4 protein-coding genes are annotated in these 3,024 nt (G+C 69.3%); 1 reads left to right on the forward strand and 3 read right to left on the reverse strand.

Features of this window, described 5'->3' with window-relative positions:
• Positions 1 to 58: 58 nt before the first annotated feature.
• From cobT to WAN02_RS06995, 3 genes are read right to left on the reverse strand one after another with little or no spacing between them, the layout of a single operon-like run.
• Entirely contained in the window at positions 59 to 1,111 is a 1,053-nt protein-coding gene (gene cobT / locus WAN02_RS06985) for a nicotinate-nucleotide--dimethylbenzimidazole phosphoribosyltransferase (protein ID WP_422263436.1), read from the reverse strand.
• On the reverse strand, positions 1,108 to 1,644 hold the full coding sequence (locus tag WAN02_RS06990) for a bifunctional adenosylcobinamide kinase/adenosylcobinamide-phosphate guanylyltransferase (RefSeq protein WP_422263437.1): 537 nt from the start codon (positions 1,642 to 1,644) through the stop codon (positions 1,108 to 1,110). The genes cobT and WAN02_RS06990 overlap by 4 nt, the downstream gene beginning before the upstream one ends.
• Before the next feature lie 28 nt (positions 1,645 to 1,672).
• Complete coding sequence (locus tag WAN02_RS06995; RefSeq protein ID WP_422263438.1) at positions 1,673 to 2,278, reverse strand: DUF3043 domain-containing protein; 606 nt, start codon at positions 2,276 to 2,278, stop codon at positions 1,673 to 1,675.
• 169 nt (positions 2,279 to 2,447) lie between these two features.
• Here WAN02_RS06995 and WAN02_RS07000 point away from each other — a divergent pair.
• Positions 2,448 to 3,024: glycerate kinase (locus tag WAN02_RS07000; protein WP_422263439.1), on the forward strand; the 577-nt coding region annotated here is incomplete at its 3' end.

Below are 3,024 nucleotides of genomic sequence, written 5' to 3' on the forward strand. Positions count from 1 at the left end.
GATCTGCCGGGCACCGGGACAACGGTCTCGAACGCGAAAGCCGTTGCCAACGAACCGATCACGATGCAGGTAAGCGGTCAGTGACGTTGGCGTCGGCGAAGGTCGCCATGGACGACAGTGCGGCCACCGCGGCGCGCAGCACCGGCAGAGCCACCGCCGCGCCGGTTCCCTCGCCGAGCCGCATCTTCAGGTCGAGGATCGGATCCAGGCCGAGCTGAGCCAGGGCGAGCGCATGCGCGGGTTCGGTCGAGAGGTGGCCGGCCTGCCACCACAGCCGGGCGCCGGGCGCCAGTTGCTCGGCGATCAGCGCCGCAGCCGTCACCACCATGCCGTCCAGCAGCACCGGCGTGCGCCGCACCGCGGCCTGCGCGCAGAAGCCGGCCAGGCCCGCCAAATCGGCTCCGCCGCAACATCGCAGGGTCGCGATCGGAGCGGCTAACACGGTCTGAGCACGGAACAACGCATCGCGTACCGCCGCGGTCTTGCGCGCCCACCCGGCGTCGCTTATCCCAGTTCCGTAGCCAACCGCGGCGACCGGCTCGACGCCCGTCACCGCGGCAACCAGAACTGTTGCCGCGGTGGTGTTTCCGATGCCCATGTCGCCCGCAATCAGCAGGTCGGCACCGCCGTCGACCTCCTGGTCGGCAATCTGGCGGCCGGCGTCGATCGCGTCGAGCGTTTCCTGCTCGGTGAGCGCATCCTCTTTCGTGATGTCACCGCTACTGCGTCGCACCTTGTGGGCGCCGATCTGCGGGGACAGCGGGTCGGTGTTTACGGCGAGGTCGACGACGCGCACCGTCGCTCCGGCGATGTCGGCGAGCGCATTGATCGCCGCACCGCCGGCGGCGATGTTGGCCACCATCTGCCCGGTGACCTCTTGTGGGTAGGCCGATACCCCTGACCGGGCGACGCCGTGATCCCCGGCGAACACCACGATCCGGGCACGTTCGAATTGTGTTGGCGGGCAATGCCCCTGGCATGAGGCAACCCAGACTGACAGGTCCTCGAGGCGACCCAGGGCGCCGCGCGGTTTGGTCAGCGTGTCCTGGCGTGCCCGGGCCGCTGCCGCCGCCGCCGTGTCGGGAGGCGCCACCGGCGCGAACATCGTCATGCCCCGGCCTGTTTGATCGGCAGCGGATGTCCGGCCACCACCAGCACCACCCGCTCGCACAGCGCGGCCAACCGCAGATTGAGTGCTCCCAGTTCGTCGCTGAACCGGCGGGCCGACGCGGTGGCGGCCACGACGGTCAGGCCGACCTCCGGGCTGACCAGCACCAGCGGTGAGTTGAACTCCGCGACCGCGGCCGTCAGGTCGTCGAGGTCGGGCGACAGTGACCCGCCGTCCCAGGCTTGGTGCTTGTCCATGGTGGCGGTCAGCCAGCCGCCGATATCGTCGACCAGTGTCGGTGTGTCCGGGGAACACCGCAATTGCCCTGCGACGTCGTCGGTTTCGACGGTGAGCCAGTGTGACGGTCGACGGTCGCGATGCTCTGCGATGCGCTGTCGCCACGCGCCGTCGGTGTCGACGACCTGACCGGTCGCCAGGTACTGCACGGGTTGATCCGCTTGCAGTGACTCGGTGATGGCGGTCTCCGCCCACCGGGACTTTCCTGACCTGATTCCGCCGAGCACCAGGGTTCGCACCGTGATTCAGTCAGCTTTCCGGCGACGTCTAATCGACACTGGCGCCGTGTTTGACTTGGGGCCGCGGTGCCCGCATCCGGCGCATCTGCGAGGCCCGACTGGCTGCGTAAAGCCCTATCTTCCAGTGGCTTTCGGTATTCTCGGGGAACTTCACGTCTACCCGTCGGGCGACCTTTCGGCCGAGAATGAACCCGTCGAGCGCCATCACCGCCATCAGTACCAGCATCGCCGGCGACATATAGAACTGGAGCTGCGGCACGGCGAACATGAAGAACAGCAGGGCCAGCGCCGACGGCATGAACAGCCCCAGCACGTTGCGGCGGGCGTCGACGATGTCACGCGCGTACCGGCGCACCGGGCCCTGATCACGGGTGAGTAGGTAACGCTCGTCGCCGGCCATCATGCGCTCGCGCCGATCGGCCATCTGGGAGCGCCGCACCGAACTCTGTTCGCGACGCTCCTCGCGGCTGAGCTTGGGACCCGCCAGCGACTTTCGCCGCGCCCGGGCCTCCGAGGAGGTCATCGGCGCCGGCGCGACCGGGCCTTTGCGTCCGACGTTACGTCGCGGCGTGGGCCGTCCCTTGGGTGCGGTGGTCTGCCGGGGTGCGGCACCGAAGCCGTCCGCGGCCTCCACCGGTGTCTGGCCATCGTCCCGGCCGTCGGTGACGCCCTCGTCTTTCTTTCGACCCAGCAGTTTCACGCTCGCCAGGTTACTTCCCACGGATGTGTCCGGAAAATAGCCGGGGCGATCGACCGGCCTTACTGTTGCTCAGATGACCAGGTCGGCGCACCGTACGCCGACGTTGCGGATGCTCATCGCGCCGGACAGCTACGGCGACACCATGACAGCGGTCGAGGCGGCCGCCGCCATCGCGGCGGGGTGGAACCGGGTGCGGCCCGGCGATCATCTGATCGTGGCCCCGCAGTCCGACGGCGGCCCGGGATTCGTTGACGTACTGGCCAGCCGAATAGGGGAGCGGCGGGTTCTGCGAGTGCGCGGTCCGCTGACCGAGGATGTGCGGGCCGAGTGGGTGCTTGATGTGCCGTCGGCGACCGCATACCTGGAATGTGCCCAGGCCTGTGGGTTGGCCCTGCTCGGCGGCCCGCCGACACCTGCGACTGCGCTCACCGCGCACAGCGGGGGAGTTGGCCGGCTGATCGCCGCGGCGCTGGACGCGGGCGCGGCCCGCATCGTCGTCGGATTGGGCGGCAGCGCGAGTACCGACGGTGGCCGCGGCTTGATCGAGGAGCTCGGCGGCCTGGACATCGCACGCCGACGGTTTGCTGGGGTCGAGCTGATTGCGGCCTGTGACGTTGAGCACCCGCTGCTGGGCCCGTGGGGAGCGGCCCGGGTGTTCGGGCCGCAGAAGGGGGCCGATC

It is taken from the genome of Mycobacterium sp. (assembly GCF_049281135.1).
Taxonomy (GTDB): domain Bacteria; phylum Actinomycetota; class Actinomycetes; order Mycobacteriales; family Mycobacteriaceae; genus Mycobacterium.